Annotated in this window: 14 protein-coding genes and 1 pseudogene; 12 read left to right on the top strand and 3 right to left on the bottom strand. The window is 76.3% G+C overall.

Features of this window, described 5'->3' with window-relative positions; genetic code table 11:
* Positions 1-133: 133 nt before the first annotated feature.
* Positions 134-718: a sigma-70 family RNA polymerase sigma factor gene (locus AB6N23_RS10305; RefSeq protein WP_378207044.1), complete on the bottom strand. Its 585-nt coding sequence runs from the start codon at positions 716-718 to the stop codon at positions 134-136.
* 186 nt (positions 719-904) lie between these two features.
* Here AB6N23_RS10305 and AB6N23_RS10300 point away from each other — a divergent pair, with 186 nt between their 5' ends.
* Entirely contained in the window at positions 905-1,240 is a 336-nt protein-coding gene (locus AB6N23_RS10300; RefSeq protein WP_378207048.1) for an STAS domain-containing protein, read from the top strand.
* Positions 1,241-1,387: 147 nt separating this feature from the next.
* On the top strand, positions 1,388-3,697 hold the full coding sequence (locus AB6N23_RS10295; RefSeq protein WP_412865983.1) for a sodium-translocating pyrophosphatase: 2,310 nt from the start codon (positions 1,388-1,390) through the stop codon (positions 3,695-3,697).
* A 97-nt stretch (positions 3,698-3,794) separates the two neighbouring features.
* On the opposite strand, the gene AB6N23_RS10290 is transcribed toward AB6N23_RS10295, so the two are convergent.
* Together AB6N23_RS10290 and AB6N23_RS10285 are read right to left on the bottom strand one after the other, a co-directional pair.
* Entirely contained in the window at positions 3,795-4,460 is a 666-nt protein-coding gene (locus tag AB6N23_RS10290) for a hypothetical protein (RefSeq protein WP_412865982.1), read from the bottom strand.
* A 116-nt stretch (positions 4,461-4,576) separates the two neighbouring features.
* Positions 4,577-7,570, bottom strand: a complete 2,994-nt coding sequence (locus tag AB6N23_RS10285) for a glycosyl hydrolase (RefSeq protein ID WP_412865981.1) — start codon at positions 7,568-7,570, stop codon at positions 4,577-4,579.
* A 183-nt stretch (positions 7,571-7,753) separates the two neighbouring features.
* On the opposite strand from AB6N23_RS10285, the gene AB6N23_RS10280 reads away from it, so the two are divergent.
* From AB6N23_RS10280 to AB6N23_RS10235, 10 genes and pseudogenes are all read left to right on the top strand, one after another.
* Entirely contained in the window at positions 7,754-8,464 is a 711-nt protein-coding gene (locus AB6N23_RS10280) for an endonuclease/exonuclease/phosphatase family protein (protein WP_412865980.1), read from the top strand.
* 19 nt (positions 8,465-8,483) lie between these two features.
* Positions 8,484-10,052: a DUF7059 domain-containing protein gene (locus AB6N23_RS10275; protein WP_412865979.1), complete on the top strand. Its 1,569-nt coding sequence runs from the start codon at positions 8,484-8,486 to the stop codon at positions 10,050-10,052.
* A 629-nt stretch (positions 10,053-10,681) separates the two neighbouring features.
* Complete coding sequence (locus tag AB6N23_RS10270; RefSeq protein WP_412865978.1) at positions 10,682-11,599, top strand: hypothetical protein; 918 nt, start codon at positions 10,682-10,684, stop codon at positions 11,597-11,599.
* 482 nt (positions 11,600-12,081) lie between these two features.
* Positions 12,082-12,918 (top strand): pyrroline-5-carboxylate reductase, encoded by an 837-nt coding sequence (gene proC / locus AB6N23_RS10265; protein WP_412865977.1) that lies wholly within the window; start codon positions 12,082-12,084, stop codon positions 12,916-12,918.
* 32 nt (positions 12,919-12,950) lie between these two features.
* Positions 12,951-13,922, top strand: a complete 972-nt coding sequence (locus tag AB6N23_RS10260; protein ID WP_412865976.1) for a LacI family DNA-binding transcriptional regulator — start codon at positions 12,951-12,953, stop codon at positions 13,920-13,922.
* A 382-nt stretch (positions 13,923-14,304) separates the two neighbouring features.
* The gene (locus AB6N23_RS10255; RefSeq protein WP_412865975.1) at positions 14,305-15,909 is read left to right on the top strand and encodes a xylulokinase; all 1,605 of its coding nucleotides are present in this window, start codon (positions 14,305-14,307) and stop codon (positions 15,907-15,909) included.
* A gap of 55 nt (positions 15,910-15,964) precedes the next feature.
* A complete protein-coding gene (locus AB6N23_RS10250) occupies positions 15,965-16,681 on the top strand; it encodes an L-ribulose-5-phosphate 4-epimerase (RefSeq protein WP_412865974.1) in 717 nt (238 codons plus the stop codon).
* Positions 16,682-16,709: 28 nt separating this feature from the next.
* Positions 16,710-18,218 carry an L-arabinose isomerase gene (araA, locus tag AB6N23_RS10245; protein WP_412865973.1) on the top strand — a complete coding sequence of 503 codons (1,509 nt, stop codon included), beginning with the start codon at positions 16,710-16,712 and terminating at the stop codon, positions 18,216-18,218.
* Positions 18,219-18,539: 321 nt separating this feature from the next.
* Positions 18,540-20,654 (top strand): glycosyl hydrolase, encoded by a 2,115-nt coding sequence (locus tag AB6N23_RS10240; protein ID WP_412865972.1) that lies wholly within the window; start codon positions 18,540-18,542, stop codon positions 20,652-20,654.
* 154 nt (positions 20,655-20,808) lie between these two features.
* Positions 20,809-21,575: pseudogene (locus tag AB6N23_RS10235) on the top strand (hypothetical protein); the annotation flags it as partial.

The following is a 21,575-nucleotide window of genomic DNA, read 5'->3' as shown; positions in this document are numbered from 1 at the left end:
GCGCGCCGCCGGCGCACGCGTGCGGTGATGCGGTGCACGGTCGCGCTGCCGGCCGGGTCGCCCGGCACGGCGAGCCGGGACGCGTGCCCCGCGGCGTCGGCGATCTCGGCGAGGGCCTGGTCCAGCCGTGTGCTCATCGTGACCTCCGGGGGGTGACGAGGACGTCGTCGGTGGGGGCGGGGGCGTCGTCGGCGGGGACGTCGTCGCGGCCGAGGACGGGTCCCAGCCGGGCCTCCAGCGCGCGCGTCCCGTCGTGCAGGTAGCGCTTCACGGCGCCGACCGACAGGGAGAGGGTGGCGGCGACCTCCGCGACGGGCAGGTCGTCGAAGTGGCGCAGGACCATGCAGGCGCGCACGCGCGGCGGCAGCGTGGCCAGCGCCTCCTGCACGGTCAGCCGCGTCGTCACGAGCTGCTCCGGGCCGGCGTGCGGGCCGTCCGCCGGCGTGACGGCCGGCACGGCGGTGAGGTGCCGGATCGTCGCCCAGTGCCGTCGGCGGCGGAAGCCGTCGACGTAGGTGGTCAGCACCGCGCGCCGCACGTACGCCTCCGCGGAGGCGACCTCCCGCGTGGCGCGGCCGCGCGTGAAGGACCGGACGATCGCGTCCTGCACCAGGTCCTCGGCCTCGCGGAGGTCCCCGGTGAGCAGGTACGCGTACCCGACCAGCGCCTTCCCGCGGGTGCGGACGAGCTCGTCGAGCGCGTCCTCCCAGCTCGTCACGAACGACCTCCGTGTCTCGGGACGGGACCCCACGGCCCCGCACAGACTCCCAGACGGGTGAGCGGCCCGAAAGGTTGGGTCCTCCTCCGGTCGGGTGAACGGGGACCGCGTGCGGGGCCTGCTGTGGCGGGCCCGGCCCCGGGTGCTTGAATGCCGTGAGACCCAGGCCCGACGGGAAGGGCGTCCGTGGACGTGCAGGTGGAGCAGGAGGTCGTCGGCACGCGCACCGTGGTGCGGGTGGCCGGCGAGGTGGACGTGGCGAGCGCGGACCGGCTGCGGGAGCAGCTGGCGCGGACGGTCGCGGAGGGCGGGACCGACCTCGTCGTCGACCTCACGGCCGTGTCGTTCATGGACTCGACGGGCCTCGGCCTGCTGGTCGGCACGCTCAAGCGCGTGCGGACGGCGGGCGGGCGCATGGCGCTCGTCATCGACTCCGAGCAGCTGATGAAGATCTTCACCATCACGGGGCTGCACCAGGTGTTCACGATCCACGGGACCCTCGAGGCGGCGCTCGCCGGCTGACGCGCCCGGACACGCCCCGAACGGGTGTCATGTCCCGGTGCGACCCACGTCACACGGTCTGGCTAGACTCGCCCGGTCCGCCGGCAACGGGGCCGGTCGGACGTGGCGCGCACAGGGGGTCCGCGCCGTATGTGTCGAGGAGGATGCATGCAGCTCGGTGCCACGAGCATCACGATCGTCGCCGCCATCGCGGTGGTCGCGGTGGCCGCCCTGGTCGTCGCGGCGGTGCTCCGTCGTCAGGTCCTCGCCGCGGGCGAGGGCACGGTGTCCATGCAGGAGATCGCGCTCGCCGTGCAGGAAGGGGCGTCGGCGTACCTGCGCCGGCAGTTCCGCACCCTCGCGCTGTTCGCCGCGGTCGTCTGCGCCCTGCTGTTCCTGCTGCCCGGCGACGGGGGCGTCAAGCTCGGCCGCTCCCTGTTCTTCCTCGTCGGCGCGGGCTTCTCCGCCGCCATCGGGTTCCTCGGCATGTGGCTCGCCACGCGCGCCAACCTGCGCGTCGCCGCCGCGGCCTCGCTGCCGGGCGGACGCGCCGAGGGTGCGCGCATCGCCTTCCGCACGGGCGGGGTCGTCGGCATGGCCGTCGTCGGCCTCGGCCTGCTGGGCGCCGCCGCGGTCGTGCTGGTCTACGGCCAGGAGGCGCCCGCCGTGCTCGAGGGCTTCGGCTTCGGCGCCGCGCTGCTCGCGATGTTCATGCGCGTCGGCGGCGGCATCTTCACCAAGGCCGCGGACGTCGGCGCCGACCTCGTCGGCAAGGTCGAGCAGGGCATCCCCGAGGACGACCCGCGCAACGCCGCCACCATCGCGGACAACGTGGGCGACAACGTGGGGGACTGCGCCGGCATGGCCGCGGACCTGTTCGAGTCCTACGCCGTGACGCTCGTCGCCGCCCTCATCCTCGGGCGCGCGGCGTTCGGCGAGGAGGGCATGGTCTTCCCCCTGATCGTGACGGCCGTCGGGGCGCTCGTCGCCGGCCTCGGCGTCGCGATCACGCGCGTGCGGGGCGCCGAGAGCGGGCTCACCGCCATCAACCGCGGGTTCTACGTGTCCGCCCTCGTGGGCGTCGTGCTCGCCGCCGTCGCCGCGTTCCTGTACCTGCCGTCGTCGTTCGCGGCGCTGACGGGCGGCACCGCGGGGCTCGAGACGCACGTCGGCGACCCGCGCCTCGTCGCGTCGGCCGCCGTGCTCATCGGCGTCGTCCTGGCCGGCGTCATCCTGTGGGTGACGGGCTACTTCACGGGGACGACCAGCAAGCCGACGCTGCACGTCGCGCGCACCACGCTCACGGGGGCCGCGACCGTCGTGCTGTCCGGCATCGGCGTCGGCTTCGAGTCGGCCGTCTACACGGCCGGCATCATCGCCGCCGCCATCTGCGGCGTCTTCCTGCTCGCCGGCGGGTCGGTGCCGCTCGCGCTGTTCCTCATCGCGCTCGCGGGCTGCGGCCTGCTCACCACCGTCGGCGTCATCGTCGCGATGGACACGTTCGGCCCGGTGAGCGACAACGCGCAGGGCATCGCGGAGATGTCCGGCGACGTCACGCCGGAGGGCGCCCAGATCCTCACGGACCTCGACGCGGTCGGGAACACCACGAAGGCCGTCACCAAGGGCATCGCCATCGCCACGGCCGTGCTCGCCGCCACCGCGCTGTTCGGCTCGTACGCCGACGCGGTGGCGAGCGCCCTGCGGGACGTCTCGGGCGAGGTCGGCGACGACCTCGTCGCGGCGATGATGTCCTACGACATCATCAGCCCGGTCACGCTCGTCGGGGTCATCCTCGGCGGTGCGGTCGTGTTCCTGTTCTCGGGCCTGGCCGTCGACGCCGTGACCCGCGCCGCCGGTGCCATCGTGTTCGAGGTGCGCCGCCAGTTCCGCGAGCACCCCGGCATCATGACCGGCGAGGTCCGCCCCGAGTACGGGCGCGTGGTCGACATCTGCACCCGCGACTCGCTGCGCGAGCTCGCGACGCCCGGCCTGCTCGCGGCGTTCGCGCCCATCGCCGTCGGCTTCGGCCTCGGCGTCGGCCCGCTCGCCGGGTTCCTCGCCGGTGCCATCGGCACGGGCGTGCTCATGGCGGTGTTCCTCGCCAACTCGGGCGGCGCGTGGGACAACGCGAAGAAGATCGTCGAGGACGGCAACTACGGCGGCAAGGGCTCGCCCGCGCACGCCGCCGCCGTCATCGGCGACACCGTCGGCGACCCGTTCAAGGACACGGCCGGCCCGGCGATCAACCCGCTGCTCAAGGTGATGAACCTCGTGTCGGTGCTCATCGCCCCGGCCATCGTGCTGGTCTCCGTGGGCGACGACGCGAACCACACCGTGCGCCTCGGCATCGCCGTCGCGGCGACGCTCATCGCGTTCGGCGCGGTCGTCGCGTCCCGGCTGCGGGCGGCCCGGGTCGACCGCGAGGGCCGGCTCGAGCACGAGACGCACCTCGTGGACGACCCGCAGCGCGTCGGCTGAGGCGGCGCGCAGGGCGCGTACGACGACGCGGCCGGCCGGGCGTGGTGCCCGGCCGGCCGCGTCGTGCGTGAGGTGGTGCGGGTCGTGCGGGGGACGGTCAGCGGCGCAGCGTGTAGCTCAGGCTGAGCGGCTCGCTGCTCTCGTCCACGGCGCTGGTCGTCGTCAGCGTCAGGGTGTCGGCGGTGCACGTCGCGGTCGACGCGGTCGGCGGCGCCGCGTCCATGGCGGCCTCCGTCGAGCCCTCGGGGATGTCGAACGGCTCGCCGTTCATCGTGCCGGTGGTCGTCACCGTCATGCCGCTCGTGTCGATGTCGGCGAGCGTCAGCTGGTCGCCCTCGACCGCCCACGTGCCGGTCATCGTCCCCGTCGACGTCGACTGCGTGGCGATCTCCATGCCCTCGGCCGACATGGTCACGCCGGACGCCATGTCGGCGGTCCCGGTGAACGCGCCGCCCTCGGCGAAGTCGTACGTGCCCTCGCCCGTGATCGTCGTCTGCATGGCGTCGAGCTCCGCACCGCCCGTGGCGAGCAGCGCGTCCATCGACTCCTGCATCGCGGCGGTGTCGACGTCCCACGTGCCGAGGATGCACTCGGCGAGGTCGCCGGCGTCCGCACCGGCGTCCGCGGTCGGCTCCGCGGCGGCGGACGACGCGTCCGGCGTGCCCGAGGACGTGGGGGCCGGCTCGTCGCCGCCCCCGGAGCAGGCGGTGGCGAGCAGCAGGGCGGTCGCGGCCGTGGCGGCCAGCGCGAGCGGTCGTCGCACAGGTTCTCCTCGAGCAGGGTGCGCCGCACGGCCGAGGGGCCGGGCGACGGCGGTGGGTGGTGTGCGACCCAACCTACGCGTACCGGACGGCACGGTCCGGCGTCCGGCCACCGACGTCAGCGGACCTCCACGTCGTCGACCACGTGCTCGCCCGCGTTGAGGTAGAGGTGCATCCCGCGGACGTCGGCGAGGCCGGCGGCGCACTCCGCCGACAGCGTGGTCAGGTCGAGGACGACGTCCTGCCGCGGGCCGGCGACCCAGCCCGCCTGCGCGGTCTCGCACCACTGCCACGACGGCCCCACCTGCAGCGCCAGCTTGGTGTCGAAGCCCGTGGTGGCGTCCGCGTCGACGACGAGCTGCGTGCGGCCCGTCAGGTCGAACGCCCCGCTCACGCCGACCCACGTGCCGTCCGCACCCGCGGTCACCGCGAGCGCCCCGCCGGCCGCGGTCGCGGTGCCGCTCATGGCCGTCCAGCCCTGCGCCCCGTCCGCGAAGTCGAACAGCACGACGGGCTCGAGCGGCTCGGGCAGCGCGTCGAACCGGTGCAGGTACCGGGCCATCTCCTGGCGCAGCACGGGCCGCAGCAGGCCGAACCGCGTGGCCGACTCGGGCTCCACGACGCCGGTCTGCGTCGCCCAGAGCACGGCCGCGCGTGCGGCGCGCGGGACGTCCGTGAACGCCAGGTCGCCCGTCACCTCCGGCTCGCCCGCGAGGCGGTACAGCCACACGGCGGCGGTCGTGCGGTCCAGCGGCAGCCACGGCAGGAAGAGCGGCAGCGGGCGGCTGTCGGCGACCTGCTCGGCGGCGAGCCACTCGACGGCCGCGTACGACGGGTGCCGGCGCGGCACGTCCCAGAACGTGGGGTGCCGCACGGTCGGCTGCGCGCCCTCGCCCGCGTAGGCGTGCAGCAGGTCGGCGGCGGCCGCGCGGAGCACCACGCCCTCGGGCCGGAACGTGCCGTCCGCGTACCCGTCGTCCAGGCCCTGTCCGTGCAGCCACAGCACGTCGGCCTCGTACGGGTGGCCCTTCGGCACGTCGGCGAAGAGCGGCGGCGGCTCGGTGCCGGGCAGCGCGGCGATCGCGTCGACGACGACCGAGCCGGACGTCGCCCCGCCCTCGGCCGCGTTCACGTAGACGTTGAGCTGCTCGATGGTCCGCAGGTCGTCGTCGGTGATGCGGCGGTCCGCGTTCGCCGTGTCCCACGGCGCGGGGCGCCAGTCGACGAACGGGATCGTCACCTGCTGCGGCTCGTCGCCCGCCAGCGACGGGTACGCCTCGTAGGCGACGCCGCCGGCCTTGAGCTGCAGGACCATCCGGTTGTCCGACGCGTCGGGGTCGACCCACAGCGTCAGCTCGTTGAAGTCGGACCAGTCGCCGCTGATCTGCTTGCCGATGCCGGTGTACGTCTGCGTCGCGAAGTCGTAGTCGAGGCGCAGCGCCTTCGCGCCCTGCCCCACGGAACCCGTCTCGAGGGTGATCGTGTTCGCGCCGTACTGCACGTACTCGGCGCGCAGCGCGGTGTCGTCGCCGTACCCCTCGAAGTCGTCGACGACCCCGGGGCCGAACGTGGGGCGCGGACCGAGCACGACCTGCGACGTCTCCGTGAGCAGCACCTCGCCGTCGACCGTCACCCGCGCGGTCAGGGTGCGCGTGCTGTTGTCGAGCTGATCCGCCGGGACCTCGAGCTCCGCGGTCCACCACAGGCCGCCGTCGTGCGCGAGCTCCACGACCTCCTCGTCGTCCCCGCGCGCGACCGTCACCGCGACCGCGTCGGCGTCGACGTTGTCGACCGCGACCCGCAGCGTCGTCGGGCTCGTCGCCACGCGGGCGCCGTCGGCGGGGCTGACGACGTGCACGAGCGGCGGCTGCGGCGTCGTGGCGACGTCGCGGCCGAAGACGTCGGCGAGGTCGAGGTCGTCGGACATGGCCGTGAACGGGTCGTCGACGAACGCCTGGAAGTCCGGCACGAGCGCGTCGTCGCCGACGGGCACGTAGTGCTGGCCCTCGTCGAAGTTGGCCCACGTCTGCATGTACGCGTTGCGGCGCGCGTCCGGGTCGCCCTCGATGGCCGCGAGGACCTTCGTGAACCACTGCTCGGGGTTCGAGCCGTTGGTGCCCACGCCGTTCGTGACGCCGAACTCCGTGAACGCCGAGATCTTGCCGCGCTCGTCGGCGATCCGCGCGATCAACCCGAGGTCGGCGACGAGCCCGTCGAGGAACGCCTGCGAGCCGGTGGCGTCGTACGTGTCGTAGCCGAGCACGTCGACGAACGCGTCCCCCGGGTACGTGCGCATGTACACGTCCTCGTCACCGCCGAACCCACCGCCCGGCCCCCACGCGTACAGGAAGTTCGGGACGCCCTTGACGTCGCGCAGGTACTCGACGGTGTAGCGGAAGAGCTCCTTGTACTCGCCGGGCGAGCCGAAGGCGGCGCCCCACCAGAACCACGAGCCCGCGTTCTCGTGCCACGGGCGGAAGATGATCGGGATGAGCTCCCCGTCCGCGTCGCGGACCTCGCCGGCCAGCGTCGCGATGTGGTCGAGGTAGGCGTTGAGGTCGGCGTGGTGCGAGCCGCCGGGCAGCACCGCGCGCAGCGTGTCGCCCGACGTGTCGTAGAACGACCCGCCCGTGACGAAGTTCTCCATGTGCGCGCTGATGGTGTTGACGCCGCCGATCGCGTGCGCCTTCTCGATGTGGTCGGCGAACGCCGCGATGTTCTGCTCGGTGGTGTTGCCCGCGGCGCCCGGGCGCTCGTCCCCCTCGAGGATCAGCGTGTCCCAGCCGAAGACGGCCGGGAAGTCGCCGTAGGTGTTCGCGAGGTCGGACGTGGTGCCGTCGGGCGCGTCGAGCGTCAGCCCGAACGACGTCGCGTGCTGGTGGCCGACGAGGACCTCCTCGCCGCGGACGTCGTCGAGGTAGGCGAACAGCGACCGCGTGGCGGCCGTGGCGTCGGGGTCGACGACCGAGACGGTGGCCGGGGCCGGCGCGGCGGGAGCCGGCGCGGCGCCTGCGGTCGCCGCGGACGGGACCGCGAGCAGCGCCGCGGCGAGGGCTGCGGCGCACGTGGCGGCGACCCCGCGGACGCGCGCTCGGGCAGCTGGGACCGGCATCGGACCTCCCGGGGTGTGCGGCCGCTCCGTCGCGGCCGGGCAGACTTCGTCAAGCTACCGAAGAAACTTCGGCGCGGACAGGGTGCGCGAAACGTGCGAATCGCTTCGCCGCTGCGTCTACCCTTCGGGCGCGGGCGGTGTCGCGCCGATGACGCCCCCGCCGCCGACACCCACGGAGGATCCGTGCCCGACGACGACGTCCGCACGCTGCGGGTCATGACGTACAACCTGCGCGGGCTGCGGCAGGAGGTCGACGCGCTCGTCGACGTCGTCCGCACCGCCCGCCCCGACGTCCTCGCCGCGCAGGAGCCGCCACGCCGGCTGCTCGGCCGGTGGCGGCTGCGCCGGTTCGCCGCCCGCACCGGGCTGCGCGTCGCCGTGGCGGGCGGGGGAGCGCGCACGACCGCGCTGCTCGTCGCGCCGCACCGGTCCGTGCGGGACGCGCACGCCGTGCGGCTGCCGTGGCGGCCCGGGCTGACCCGCCGCGGAGCGTCGACCGCCCGCGTCGACGGCGTGCGCGTCGTCGTGGTGCACCTCGGCCTGCGCGCCGCCGAGCGCGCCCGGCACGTCGACCTGGTCTCCGGCCGGCTGCTCGCCGCACGGCACGACGCCGGGGCGCCCGTGCTGGTCGCGGGCGACCTCAACGAGCGTCCCGGCGGGCCGTCGTGGTCCGCGCTGCTCGGCGCCGCCGGGGGGCTGCAGGACGCCGCCGCCACCGTCGGTGCCGACCACCCGACCTACCCCGCCGACGCACCGCGCGTCCGCATCGACGCCGTGCTCGTCGACGGCCGCATGTCCGTGCGGCAGGCGCGGGTCCCCGACGACGCACCCGTCGGCGTCGCGAGCGATCACCGCCCGCTCGTCGTGGACGTCGCGCTGCCCGCCGCCGGCTGACGCCGCCGCGCCTGCGACGATGGCGGACGTGAACCCGCCGACCACCCCCGACGCCCCCGTCGTCGACGACGCCCTCGTCGACGCGCTCCGTGACGACCTCGGCGCCGCCGGCTACACCGTCGACCGCGTCGAGGCGCTGCTGGGCCCCGTCGCGAACGGCGCCCTGCACCGCGGTGAGGCGGTGCCCGCGCTGCGCTCCACCGCCGGCGTCGACGACCCCGTCGCCACGCTCGTGCGCGCGTTCGTGCTCGGCGCACCCGTCCCCGGTACGGCGCTCAGGGCGGCGCTGCCCCGGCTCGGCGTCGACGGCGCACGGCGCCTCGGGCTCGTCACCACCGCCGGCGCCGGCACGGACGACGACGTCCAGGCCGTCGTCGACCTGCGCCCCTACGCCGCGGTCGACGGCGCCGGCGAGGCGGCCTGGTGGGTCGCGTCCGACCTCGGCGAGGTCGCCACCGGGCGCGCGCTGCGCACCGACCACGTGCTGGGCGTCGGCGGGGCGTCGGTGACGCTCGCGCAGGCCACCGTCCGCGGGCCGCGCGGCCGCGTGCTCGACCTCGGCACCGGGTGCGGCGTCCAGGCGCTGCACGCGGCGCGGCACGCGCCGGAGGTCGTCGCCACCGACCTGTCCGCGCGGGCGCTCGCGTTCGCCCGGTTCACGACCGCGCTCGCGGGCCTCGGGCCGGACCGGGTGGAGCTGCGGCAGGGGTCGATGCTCGAGCCCGTCGCCGGGGAGACCTTCGACCTCGTCGTCAGCAACCCGCCGTTCGTCATCACCCCGCGCCGCGCCGACGTGCCGGCGTACGACTACCGCGACGGCGGCCGCGCCGGCGACGACCTCGTGCGCGACCTCGTCACCGGGGTCGGCGACGTGCTCGCGCCCGGTGGTGCGGCGCAGCTCCTCGCCAACTGGGAGGTCCGCCGCGGCGAGCGCTGGGACGAGCGCGTCGGCGCGTGGATCGACGCCGCCGGGCTCGACGCGTGGGTCGTCCGCCGCGACGAGCAGGACCCCGCCGAGTACGCGGAGACGTGGATCCGCGACGGCGGCACCACCCCCGCGGACGGCGCCGCGTGGCGCGACCTGTACGGCGCGTGGCTCGACGACCTCGCGTCCCGGGACGTCGACAGCGTCGCGTTCGGCGTCGTCACGCTGCGCCGGCCCGTCACCGGCACGCCGACGCTGCGCCGGCTCGAGGACCGCGTCGGGCCGGTTCGCCAGCCCCTCGGCCCGGTGCTGGCCGCGGGCCTCGAGGCGCACGACGCGCTCGCGCGCCTGGACGACCGCGACCTCGCCGGCCTGCGGCTGCGCGTCGCGGGCGACGTCACCGAGGAGCGCTACCTCGAGCCCGGCGCGGTCGACCCGAACGTCGTCCTGCTGCGGCAGGGCGGCGGTTTCGGCGTGACGGTCCGCGCCGGCACCGCGCTGGCGGCGTTCGTCGGCGCGTGCGACGGCGAGCTCACCGCCGGCCAGATCGTCGCGGCGCTGGCGTCGCTGCTGGACGTGCCGGCGCAGGACGTCGCGGCCGACGTCCTCCCGGCCGCACGCGGGCTGGTCGCCGACGGCCTCCTGCTCCTGCCGACCCCCTGACGCGCCGCCCGGTCGGCGCCGCCGCGACCCGACGCATGCCGCCGACCCGGCGGTTCTGCGGCATGCGGCGACGCGGATGCTGCACGACGGCCGGTTGGCCGATGGGAACCGGCCGAAGGCGCCGCTTCGGCCGCGCGACGGCGGTCCCAGCCGCCGCGGCCCGACTGAGCGCCGACCCGGCGGTTCTGCAGCATGCGACCGCGCGGATGCTGCACGACGGCCGGTTCGCCGGGCGCGGGACGGAGGGCCGGCTTCCGAGTGGTCGGTGGCCGGCTCTCGGGTCGTCCGTGTGGCGACCGGACCGTCGACGGCGCTCACCCGGCGGTTCTGCAGCATGCGACCGCGCGGATGCTGCACGACGGCTGGTTCGCCGGGCGCGCGGTCGGTCCGGCCGGCCGGTGGCGTGCGCTCGATCGGTGGTCGGTTCGTCATCGTCCGGGGACGCGCCGAGGGGTCCGGCAGCGGTGATCGGCGTCGTCGGCGGACGCGTCGCCGCCGCGACGAGGCGACCCCAGCCCGCGGTCGGCGCGTCGCGTCCACAGCGCGGGCCGCCTGCGGATCGGCCGGCGTCCCGCACGCGGTGCGGTGTCCCCATGGTTCGCCGGCTCCCTCTCCCCGACCGTCTGCTGATGCACGCGCTCGTCCAGGAAGGGCTCGTGTCGACGCGGCAGTGCGACGCGTCCGGGGTGCCGCGCGGGCACCGCGAGTCGCTCGTCCGCAGCGGCCGGCTCGTCCGCGTGCAGCGGGCGGTGTACGACGTCACGCCGGGCCTCGGCGTGCTCGCCGGTGGGCCGCTCGGAGCGGGGCACGACGGGGCCCGGCGACGCGCGGCGTGGACCGGCCTCCTCGCGGCCGGCCCGAGCGCGATCGCCGTCGGCGCGTCCGCGCTCGCGCTGCTCGGCGTCGACGGACTTCCTCCGGTCGTCCGCCCGGATGTCGCGATGCCGGGCGGCAGCCGCCGGCGGCCTCGCGGCTCCGTCGTCGTGCGGTGCTTCGACGCCGGGATGCCCGTCGAGCGCGTCGGCTCGGCACGGGTCGCCGCCCCGGCGTGGGCGGTGGCGCAGGCGGTGTGCGAGCTGGACCGGCGGCACGCGGTCGCGGTGCTCGACTCGGCGCTGCTGCGCGGGCTCGTCGGCTGCGGTCTCGACGACGTCGACGCCGTGGTCCGCGGCCGACGCGGCGCCGCGCGGGCGCGGCCGTGGCTGGCGCTGGCCGACGGCCGCGCGCAGTCGCCGCTCGAGACGTGGGCGCGCCTGGAGTGCGTCGACGACGGCGTGCCGCCGGACGAGCTGCAGGTGCCCGTGCGGGACGGACGCGGCCGGGTCGTGGCGCGCGGCGACCTCGGGTGGTGGCTCCGCGACGGGCGGCTGCTCGTCGCGGAGATCGACGGCGCGGGCGTGCACGGCGCCCCGGACGCGCTCTTCGCCGACCGCACGCGCCAGAACGCCCTCGTGGCGGCGGGGGTCGACGTGCTGCGGTTCACGGCACGCGACCTGGCGACGCACGGCGTCGTCTCCTCCGCGATCCGTGCCCACCTCACGCGCTGACACCGGATCGGCGGGCAGGACGACGCGCCGCGACCGTCACGGTCGCGCCCGCCGACGCGCGCCCGCCGGCGCGAACGGCCCCACGGTCTCCACCGCGCACGCCGCCACCGACGAGGCGGCCGTCGTGCAGGGATCGACCATGCTGGTGCTGCCGAACAACCGGGTGGTGCACGCCGGGCGGCGGGCAGGGCGACCGCGACCCGGGGCGACGACCCGGGGCGACGACCCGGGGCCGTCGCGGCGCCGGAGAGGCGGTGAGGCGGCCGTCGTGCAGCGACGCGGGGTCGCGGTGCTGAACGAGCGCCGGGTGGACGCGGCGGCGGGGTCGACCCCGCGACCGTCCAGGTGCACCGCGTCCGGCCCGCGGCGCCGCACCGGGTGCCGGCGGACCGTCGTCCGGTGCCGTCGGTAGGCTCGGCCGCGGCCCGGGCGCGACGCCCGGCGGCCGCGGCCCACGGGCCGGCGCGGAGCGAGGAGGCGCGATGACGACGCACGACGCGGGGACCACCCCGGCCGTGGCGGTGCTCGGGGGCGGGGTCATGGGCGGCACGCTCGTCGCGGGCCTGCTGCAGGGCGGCTGGCCCGCCGACCGTGTCACCGTGGTGGACCGCGACCCCGCACGGGTCGCGGCGCTCGCGGCCGAGCACGGGGTGGCCACGGCCGCCGCCTCCGCCGACGCGGCGGCGCACGCGGACGTCGTCCTCGTCGCGGTGAAGCCGGACGTGGTGCCGACCGTGCTCGCCGACGTCGCACCGGTGCTGCGCCCGGACGCCCTCGTCGTCAGCGTCGCCGCCGGCGTGCCGCTGCGCGTCTACGAGGCGGCCCTGCCGGCGGGCACGCCGGTCGTGCGCGTCATGCCGAACACGCCGGCGCTCGTCGGCAAGGGGGCGAGCGCGATCGCGGCGGGCAGCGCCGCGGGTGACCCGCACCTCGCGCTCGTCGAGCGGGTGCTGGCCGCCACCGGGCTGGTGGTGCGGGTCGCCGAGAAGGACCTCGACGCGGTCACGGCCATCTCGGGCTCCGGGCCGGCGTACGTCTTCTACGTCATCGACGCGCTCGCGGAGGCCGGCGTGCTGCTGGGCCTGACGCGCGACCTGGCGACGCGCCTCGCGGTCGCCACCGTCGAGGGGTCCGCGGCGATGGTCGCGGGCACGGGCGAGCACCCGGCGGTCCTGCGGGAGCGCGTGTCGTCGCCGGGCGGCACCACCGTCGCGGGCGTCGCGGCGCTGGACGCGCACGGCGTGCGCGCGGGCCTCGTCGCGGCGGCGCGCGCCGCGGCGGACCGCTCGCGCGAGCTCGCCGGGCCGGCGGCCGGCTGACCGTGGCGGAGGCCTCCGCGCGCCCGCCCGCGATGAGCGACGTCGCGGCGCTCGCGGGCGTGTCGCACCAGACGGTCTCGCGCGTGCTCAACGACCACCCGAGCGTGCGTCCGGAGACGCGCGAGCGGGTCCTCGGCGCCATCACGACGCTGGGCTACCGCCGCAACCTCGCGGCGCGCGCGCTCGTGACCCGGCGGACCGGGTCGATCGGCGTCGTCACGCCGGGGTCGGCGCTGTTCGGGCCGACGAGCACGCTGGTCGCGCTCGAGCGGGCCGCGCGCGACGCGGGTCGGTACGTGTCGGTCGCGACGGTGCGGTCGTTCGGCCCGGACGAGGTCGTGCCGGCGGTGGAGCACTTCCTCGCGCAGGGCGTCGACGGGATCGTCGTGGTGGCGCCGCGCACGGACACGGTCGCCGCGGTGGGGTCGGTGCGGGCACCCGTGCCGGTCGTCGTGGTGTCGTCGGCGCCGGACCTGGTCGGGGTGCGGACGGTTGCCGTGGACCAGGCGGCGGGCGGCCGCGCGGCCACGGAGCACCTGCTCGCCGCGGGGCGGCGCAGGGTCGTGCACGTCGCCGGCCCGGGGGAGTGGTTCGACGCCCGTGACCGCCTGCGGGGTTGGCGCGACGCGCTCGTCGCCGCGGACGTGCCGGTGCCGGCGCCGCTGCCGGCGGGCTGGTCGGCGGCGGACGGCCACGCCGCCGGCCGCCGCCTCGTCGAGGCGGGCGTGCCGGACGCGGTGTTCGCGGCCAACGACCAGCTGGCGCTCGGCCTGCTGCACGCGTTCCGGGAGGCGGGCGTGCGGGTGCCGGACGACGTCGCGGTGGTCGGGTTCGACGACGAGCCGGGGTCCGCGTACGCGGCGCCGCCGCTGACGACGGTGCGGCAGGGGTTCGACGAGCTGGGCGCACGGACGGTGCGGACGCTGGTCGAGGCGCTCGACGGCGGCGGCACGGAGCGCGGGCTCATCGCCCCCGAGCTGGTCGTGCGCGCGAGCGCGCCCTGACGCGAGGAGCGCCGGTGCCGCCGGCGTCGTCGGGCGGACCGCCCACCGCCGACGGGGGCGCGCCGACCGCGGAGCGGCCCGCGCCGGACGCCGGCGAACCCGCGCCGACCGCGAGCGGACCGCCCGGCCGGAGAGCCCGCGGCACGCACCGCGACGCCGCGCCCGCGACCCCGAAGGAACCCGTAGGGACTCGCCAGGTCGCCGTGTGAGCGCTAACATGGACACGGCGACGGCGCCCCGCCGCCGCCCGTCCGCCGTCGCGCCGCCGCGACCGGCACGGCGACCGCCCGACCGACGGGAGCGACATGGCCGTCGACCCCCAGCCCGCCCGCGACCGCGCGGCCGCCGACGCGACGCGTCCCGCGCCCGCCGGGAGCGCACGATGACGGCGCACCTGGACAGCGACGCCGCCCGCGCCCACGTCGACGCCGGCCGCACGTCCCTCGGCATCGAGCTCGGCTCGACCCGCATCAAGGCCAGCCTGGTCGGCCCGGACGGCACGCCGCTCGCGGCGGGCGGGCACGCGTGGGAGAACGACTACGTCGACGGCCTGTGGACCTACTCCCTCGACGCCGTCTGGTCCGGCCTGCAGGCGTGCGTCGCGGAGCTCCTCGCGGACGTCGAGCAGCGGTACGGCACCCGGCTGGAGACGGTCGGCGCGCTCGGCGTCTCGGCGATGATGCACGGCTACCTGGCGTTCGACGCCGACGGCGAGCTGCTCGTGCCGTTCCGCACGTGGCGCAACACGACGACGGAGCGGGCCGCGACGGAGCTCACCGAGGCGTTCGGGCACAACGTCCCGCTGCGCTGGTCGGTCGCGCACCTGTACCAGGCGGTCCTCGACGAGGAGCCGCACGTCCCGCAGGTCGCGACCATCACCACGCTGGCGGGGTACGTGCACCGCCGCCTGACCGGGCGGCACGTCCTGGGCGTCGGCGACGCGTCGGGCGTGTTCCCGATCGACGCGGCGACCCGCGGCTACGACGCGCAGATGCTCGCCCGGTTCGACGAGCTGGTCGCCGACCGTGCGCCGGGGCTGCACCTGGCGGACCTGCTGCCCGAGGTGCTGCTCGCCGGGCAGGAGGCGGGCCGCCTCACGGACGAGGGCGCGGCGCTGCTCGACCCGACCGGCACGCTCCGCGCCGGCGCCCCGCTCTGCCCGCCGGAGGGCGACGCGGGCACCGGCATGGTCGCGACCGCGTCGGTCGCCCCGCGCACGGGCAACGTCAGCGTCGGCACGAGCATCTTCGCGATGGTGGTGCTCGAGGACGCGCTCGCCCGCGTGCACACCGAGATCGACCTCGTCACGACGCCCGCGGGCGACCCCGTCGCGATGGTCCACTGCAACAACGGCGCCAGCGAGCTGGGGGCGTGGGCGGGCGTGTTCGGCGAGCTCGTCGGCGCGCTCGGCCACGACGACGACGCGGACACGGTCTTCGGCGCGCTGCTGCGGGCGGCGCTCGACGGCGACGCCGACGGCGGCGGCCTGCTGGCGTACAACTACCTCGCCGGGGAGCCGGTGACGGGCCTCGCGGAGGGGCGTCCCCTGGTCGTCCGCACGCCCGGCAGCCGCCTGACGCTCGCGAACTTCGCCCGCACGCAGGTGTACGGCGCGTTCGGCACGCTCAGCCTCGGCATGCAGGTGCTCGCCGACGAGGGCGTGCGCGTCGACACCCTGTTCGCGCACGGCGGCCTGTTCCGCACCGCGGGGGTCGCGCAGCGGCTGCTCGCCGCGGCGCTCGACGTGCCGGTCGCGGTGGGGCGGACGGCGGGGGAGGGCGGCGCGTGGGGCATCGCCCTGCTCGCGGCCTACCTGACGGCTGCGCGGGAGCAGGACCTCGCCACGTGGCTCGCCGAGCACGTGCTCGCCGGCGCCGACGTCGACGAGGTGGCCCCGGACCCCGACGACGTCGCCGGCTACACCGCGTTCCTCGAGCGCTACCGCGCCGGCCTCGCGGTCGAGCGCGCCGCCACCCGGGCGCTGTGACCCGCCGCACCCGCACCCACGAGCGCGTCCGAGCGGCGCGCGGAGGAGGAGCACGATGAGCACGTCCCTGGACGCGTACCCCGACGCGGTGCGCGACGCCGTCGCCCGCGCGCGCGAGCGCGTCAGCGCGCTGCACGCCGAGCTGCCCCGCTGGGGGCTGGTCGTGTGGACCGCCGGCAACGTGTCGGAGCGGGTCGTCGTCGACCCCGACGCCGGCCCGTCGGAGCGCGACCTGCTCGTCATCAAGCCGTCGGGCGTGACGTACGACGAGCTGAGCCCGGACGCGATGGTCGTCTGCGACCTCGACGGCGAGCTCGTCGAGGGCACGCGCGCGCCGTCGTCCGACACCGCCGCGCACGCCTACGTGTACCGGCACATGGCCGAGGTCGGCGGCGTGGTGCACACGCACTCGACCTACGCGACGGCGTGGGCGGCCCGCGGCGAGGCCGTCCCGTGCGTGCTGACGATGATGGCCGACGAGTTCGGCGGTGACATCCCCGTCGGCCCGTTCGCGCTCATCGGCGACGACTCCATCGGCCGCGGCATCGTCGAGACCCTGCGCGACTCGCGCAGCCCCGCCGTCCTCATGCGCAACCACGGTCCGTTCACGATCGGCCGCGACGCCAGGGCCGCGGTGAAGGCCGCGGTCATGGTCGAGGAGGTCGCGCGGACGGTGCACGTCAGCCGTCAGCTCGGCGAGCCGCTGCCCATCGCGCAGCAGGACGTCGACTCCCTGTACGCCCGCTACCAGAACGTCTACGGCCAGCGCTGACGCCGGCCGGAACCCGACAGGAGAGACCATGAGCAAGCCCTACGCCGACCGCGAGGTCTGGTTCCTCACCGGCTCGCAGGACCTGTACGGCGAGGAGACCCTCCGCCAGGTCGCGGAGCAGTCGCAGCAGGTCGCCGCGCAGCTCGACGCGTCGGACGACGTGCCGGTGCGCGTCGTGTGGAAGCCGGTGCTCAAGGACTCCGGCGCGATCCGCCGTGCCATGCTCGACGCCAACGCCGACGACCGCGTGCTCGGCGTCGTCACGTGGATGCACACGTTCAGCCCGGCGAAGATGTGGATCACCGGCCTGGACCAGCTGCGCAAGCCGCTCCTGCACCTGCACACGCAGGCGAACGTCGAGCTGCCGTGGGACACCATCGACTTCGACTTCATGAACCTCAACCAGGCTGCGCACGGCGACCGCGAGTACGCGTACATCGCCGCGCGCCTGGGGGTCTCGCGCACCACGGTCGCCGGCCATGTGTCCAACCCCGCGGTGACGCGCCGGGTCGGCACGTGGGTGCGCGCGGCCGCCGCGCGCCGGGCGGTGCAGGAGCTGCGGCTCGTGCGGTTCGGCGACAACATGCGCGACGTCGCGGTCACCGAGGGCGACAAGACCGAGGCGGAGCTGCGGTTCGGCGTCTCGGTCAACACGTGGGGCGTGAACGACCTGGTCGCGGCGGTCGGGGCGGTCGCCGACGCGGACGTCGACGCGCTCGTCGCGGAGTACGAGGAGCTCTACGACGTCGTCCTGGAGCTGCGCCGCGGCGGCGACCGGCACGAGTCGCTGCGCTACGCGGCCCGTCAGGAGCTGGCCATCGAGGCGTTCCTCACCGCGCGTGGCGCCACGGCGTTCACGACGAACTTCGAGGACCTCGGCGACCTGCGCCAGCTGCCCGGGCTCGCCGTGCAGCGGCTCATGGCCAAGGGCTACGGCTTCGGCGCCGAGGGCGACTGGAAGACGGCCGTGCTCGTGCGGGCCGCGAAGGTGATGGGTGAGGGCCTGCCGGGCGGCGCGTCGCTCATGGAGGACTACACCTACGACCTGACGCCCGGCGCGGAGCGCATCCTCGGCGCGCACATGCTGGAGATCTGCCCGACCCTCACGACGTCGCGCCCGCGGGTGGAGATCCACCCGCTCGGCATCGGGGGCAAGGAGGACCCCGTCCGCATGGTGTTCGACGCGGACGCGGGCCCGGGCGTCGTCGTGTCGCTCGCGGACATGCGCGAGCGGTTCCGCCTGACGGCCAACGTCGTCGACGTCGTGCCGCCGAGCGCGCCGCTGCCGCACCTGCCCGTCGCCCGTGCGGTGTGGGAGCCGCGGCCGGACTTCGCGACGTCGGCGGAGTGCTGGCTCACGGCCGGCGGCGCGCACCACACCGTGCTGTCGACGGCGGTCGGCGTCGAGGCGTTCGAGATGTTCGCCGAGATGACGCGCACCGAGCTGCTGGTGATCGATGAGTCGACGACGCGGCGCGGGTTCGCCGCCGAGGTGCGGTGGAACCAGGTGTACCACCGGCTGGCGCAGGGGTTCTGACCGCCGGATCGGCGCTGACCTGCACGAACCGCCCGTCCCGCACCAGCGGGGCGGGCCGTTCGTCTGCGCGAGGGTGAAAACCCCGGCATGGGTGATACGTCTCAGTGCTTCTGGCCTGCGGCGCTGCTAATCTGTAACGCATCCGCTACAGAACAACGGATGCGCTGATCAGCGCATCGCGGTCGCACGGACGCGGAGACACACCCTCGCGCACGGTCGCGCGCGGGCGCAAGGAGCTCCGTCCGACCGCGGGCAGGCACGGGGCGCTGTCCTGACCCCCTTCGTCGTCGACGCCTGCCCGCGTCCCCGGAGAGCTGATACGTGTCTGTGCACCCCGACCCGTCCCCCCGGCCGCGCGCACCGCGGCACCGGCGCGGCACCACCGTCGCGCTGGCCGCCCTCACGGCCGTCGCGCTGCTGGGCGCGCCCGCCGCCGCCACCGCCGCACCGGCGCCCGCGGACCCGGCGCCGAGCAGCACCGCCGCACCGACCCCGTCCGTCGCCACGACGCCGGCCGCGACGCCCGCCGCCGAGCCCGGGCAGGCGCTCAAGGACCGCGCCACCCCCGGTGCCCTGCCCGTGCCGGACGCGCCGACGCGCGTGGTCTCGCCGCGCGTGCTCCGGCAGGAGGCCGCCGCGCAGCCCGCCGGCGCGTCCGCGCCCACGGCCGCGACGACCGCGGCCGTGCCCGCCACCGCCACCGCCCCGGCCGACCTGCGCGCCGTCCCCGGCACGCTGCTCGGCGAGTACGTCGTCCGCGGCGAGCAGCCGAGCGTCGAGGCCGCCACGCAGGCCACCGAGGACGCCCTCGGCCGCCGCCTCGACACGCAGCGCCTCTACCACCGCTGGGACGAGAACCTGCTCGGCCCCATCGCCACCGGCACGGTCCAGCGCGCGCGCGTCCCGATGCTGTCGATCCTGCCGCGGCTGGGCAACGGCTCGGTCGTGCGCTGGGCGACCATCGCGAGCGGCGGCGCGGACGCGCAGATCCGCACGCACGCCCAGCAGGTCAAGCAGCTGGGGCCGACGGTCTACCTGACGCTCCACCACGAGCCGGACATCGCCGGCACCTCGTTCGGCACCCCCGCCGAGTACGTCGCCGCGTGGCGGCACTACGTCGAGGTGTTCCGCGCGGAGGGCGTCACGAACGTGCTCTGGACGTGGGTCTCGACGACCGGCGCGCTCACCCAGCCGACCACCGACCCCACCGCCAAGGGCTTCTACCCGGGTGACGACGTCGTGGACCGCATCGGCTCCGACACGTACAACTGGTTCGGCTGCCGCGCCGGCAGCACCACCGGCTGGCGCTCGCTGGAGCAGGTGACCGCCGGTCTGCGGACCTTCGCCGCGAACCACGGCAAGCCCGCCGTGCTCGCCGAGTGGGGCTCCGTCGAGGACCCGGCGCAGCCGGACCGCCGCGCCGCGTGGATGCGCGAGGCGTTCGCCTACATCGCGTCGTGGCCCGAGCTGGAGGCCGTCGCCTACTTCGACACCGTCGGCACGTGCGACTGGCGCCTCGGCGACGGCGCCGCCGCGGCGGCGTACCGCGAGGCGGCCGTCCGTCCGGAGATGCGGACGCGTCCGGCCGCGTGGCTCGAGCTGTCCCGCACGCAGGGCGCCGGCACGCTGACCGTCGAGCTGTCCGGTGCCCGGAGCTCCGGCGCGCTGTCCGCCACGGGCGCCGGCGTCACGTCGTGGACGCTCGACCTCGGCGACGGGACCACGCGGTCCGGCACCGGGCAGCCGCCCGCCGCGCTCGGCCACACCTACGGCGTGGGCACCTTCACCCCGACGCTGCGGGTGACGGACGCCCGCGGCCTCACCGCGGTCGACGCGCGCACCGTGACCGTGGCGGCCGCGCCGGCGGTCACCGGCGTCGCCGAGCGCAACGTCACCATCACGGCCGCCGACCTGTTCGCGTGGGTCGACACCAAGGGCGTCGCGGGCACCGTCACGTTCGAGTGGCGTGCCGGCACCACGGTCGTCGGGACCGCGACGGCCGCCGCCACCGCCAAGAGCGGCCCGCAGGAGCTGTCCACCACGAAGCCGCGCAACCTCACGCCGGGCACGAAGTACACGTGGACGGTCACCGTCACCACGGGTGCCGGCAGCGCGTCCCGCGAGGACGGCTGGATGACGCCCGGGCCGCCCACGGTCCGCGACGTCGCCCCCGCCTCGGTGGGCAGCACGTCCGCCGTGCTCAAGCTGCGCGTGACGCCGAACGGCGTGGCGACGAACGCGTGGATCGAGTGGGGCACCACCACGACCGACCAGCGCACGCCGACGCTCGCGCTCGGCGCGGTCCAGTACGAGCGCGGCGAGCAGCAGACCGTCTCCGGCCTCAAGCCCCGCACGACGTACCGGTTCCGGGTCGTGGCGGAGAACTCCTACGGCCGGACGGTCGGCCCGGTGCAGACCTTCACGACGAGGAGCTGACCGGGCGCTCCGGACGGGTGAGGCGTCCCCCGGCTCACCCGTCCGGAGCAGCGCGGCCGCGTTGCGGTTGCGGCCCCGCGCGCACCGCTCCTACGGTCGGCTGCAGCGGGCGCCGACGGTGACGCCCGACGCACGACTGGGGGGTCTGCGGCACATGGACGTGCACCGGATCGCACGACAAGCGGGGACCTGGCTGGTCCGCGCCGTGCTGACCGCTGCCGCCGCCGTGCTGTTCGTCCTCATCGGCGCCGTCGCGGGCGGCCCCGACGACGCGAAGGCGTCGCCCCACCCGGCCGGTGCGCCGGGTGACGGGCTCGGTGGGCTGCTGGGCGGTGTCACGGCACCCGTCGGCGCCGTCCTCGAGCCGGTCCTGGAGCCGGTCGGCGGCGTGGTCGGGAGCGTCCTGGAGCCCGTCGCGGCCCACGTGGTCGCCCCGGTGACGCAGGCGGTCGCGCCCGTGGTGGAGCCCGTCGCCGCACCCGTCGCCGAGGTCGTCGCGCCGCCGGTCCGCGAGGTCGTCGCCCCGCCGGTGGCGGCGGTCGTCGAGCCGGTCGCGCCCGTGGTGGCGGACGTGGTGACGCCCGTCGTCGCGGCGGTCACGCCGGTGACGGACGCCGTCGCCCCCGTGACCGACGCGCTGGCGCCCGTGACGGACCCCGTCGCGGGTCTCGTCGGCGGCACCGTCGGCGCCGTGACGGCGCCCCTGCAGCCCGTGCTCGACGGCGTGGCGCCGGTGCTCGACCCGCTCGCGCCGGTCGTCGAGGCGCTGCGCCCCGTGGTCGGCGCCCTGCCCGTCCTGCCGCCCGTGCTCGGCTCGGTGCTCCCCGGCGTCGACGCGCCGGTCGGCGCGGGCCCCGGTGCGGACCTGCCGGGTGCGGACGTGCCCGGCGCAGGCGTGCCGGGTGCCGCGGCGCCCGGCGC

Source organism: Cellulomonas pasadenensis (assembly GCF_047229365.1).
Classification (GTDB): Bacteria; Actinomycetota; Actinomycetes; order Actinomycetales; family Cellulomonadaceae; genus Cellulomonas.
This window is presented reverse-complemented; position numbering and strand designations above follow the sequence as displayed.